The 1,327-nt window shown below is 66.1% G+C and carries 3 protein-coding genes; 2 read left to right on the forward strand and 1 reads right to left on the reverse strand.

Features of this window, described 5'->3' with window-relative positions; genetic code table 11:
- Positions 1 to 92 precede the first annotated feature (92 nt).
- Positions 93 to 734: a signal peptidase I gene (locus tag QRN07_RS19735; RefSeq protein WP_285241980.1), complete on the forward strand. Its 642-nt coding sequence runs from the start codon at positions 93 to 95 to the stop codon at positions 732 to 734.
- Complete coding sequence (locus QRN07_RS19740; protein ID WP_285241981.1) at positions 731 to 1,123, forward strand: Hpt domain-containing protein; 393 nt, start codon at positions 731 to 733, stop codon at positions 1,121 to 1,123. Before QRN07_RS19735 ends, QRN07_RS19740 begins: the two co-directional genes overlap by 4 nt.
- A 9-nt stretch (positions 1,124 to 1,132) precedes the next feature.
- Here the strand turns inward: QRN07_RS19740 and QRN07_RS19745 are convergent.
- Positions 1,133 to 1,327 (reverse strand): hypothetical protein (locus tag QRN07_RS19745; RefSeq protein WP_285241982.1); only part of this gene is annotated, 195 nt, incomplete at its 5' end.

Genomic DNA, 1,327 nt, shown 5'->3' on the forward strand with positions numbered 1-1,327 from the left:
TTCAGCTTCACCGGCACCCAGCGCACCGCCACCAACAAGTAACAGGTCCGCACAGTACCACCCCCCAACCCACCCCAGAGCCCGAGGCCACCATGAGCACCCAGACCCTCCCCCAGACCGGACGACGCGCCGCAACCCCCGCCCAGGCAGCTGTCCGGGCCGGAAAGCCGTTGCCGGTCCGGGCAGCGAAGCTGCTGGCCAGGTCCGTTATGGTGGGCATCATGGTTGTCGCCGTGGCCGCGTTCCTCTTCCTCGCCATCGGGCCCCGGGTCTTCGGTTACCAGACCTCCACCATGCTCACCGGTTCCATGTCCCCCCTGATCAATCCGGGGGACGTCGTGGTCAGCGTTCCCACCGCCGTCGCCAACCTCAACACCGGGGACATCATCACCTACCACATCCCCGTTGAGGACCAGCGGATCGAGACGCACCGCATCACCGACGTCACCCGGTCCGGGGAGACCACCACCATCCAGACCAAGGGCGACGCGAACAACGGCGCCGACCCCTGGACCGCCACCCTGGCCGAAGACCACGCGTTCACCACCGTGGCCGTCATCCCGCACCTCGGCGACGCGATCCGCGCCCTCCGCTCCCCCGTGGTTGGCCAGGTCCTGCTCTATGGCGCTCCCACCCTGCTGGTCATCATGCTCCTGGCCAGCATCTGGTCAAAGCCCCAGGAACCCGTCACGGAGGCAACGGCCACAGCTGCTCCGGTGGCCCTCACCCCATGAACCGGGAATCCAGCGGAACCGAATCCCCGGACCGGAAGGCCGACGTTGTGCTGGACAGATCCCTCTTCTTTGACCTCGTGGAACAACTCTCCTCCGAAGCCGGCGCCACCGAATTCGCCACCAGCTTCCTGGCCATGCTCCCCGGACGGGTGCGCGCCATAGAGGAACCCCTCGCCGCCACCAGCATCCAGGCAGCCCGGACCGCAGCCCTCTCGCTCAGCTCCTCAGCAGCCATGATCGGCGCGGAACAACTTGGCCGCGATGCCACGCTCATCAACCAACACCTCAAAAACGGCTCGCTTCAAGCGGCCCGCGACGCCGCGGAACGGCTCGCCGCGGACGCCAAATCCCTCACCACCGAGATCGAGCACCTGCTGGCCGGCGACTAGGACTGTTTATCAGCCGTGAGCGAGGATGGTGTCGATCAGTTGCGCCAGTTCGGGTGCATCGTTCGGAGTAACCGCAGGCCCGGCCTTCACTGCAGTGGCGGCCGCCATGCGGTAACCCGGCAGCGCCGGTTTGTGCGGGATTTTCCTCGTCCTGGCGGGGATGTTGATGGTGGGTTGAGGTCTTGAAGGAGTCTTGAACTTTTC

It is taken from the genome of Pseudarthrobacter sp. MEB009, assembly GCF_030208875.1.
In the GTDB taxonomy this organism is placed as follows: domain Bacteria; phylum Actinomycetota; class Actinomycetes; order Actinomycetales; family Micrococcaceae; genus Arthrobacter.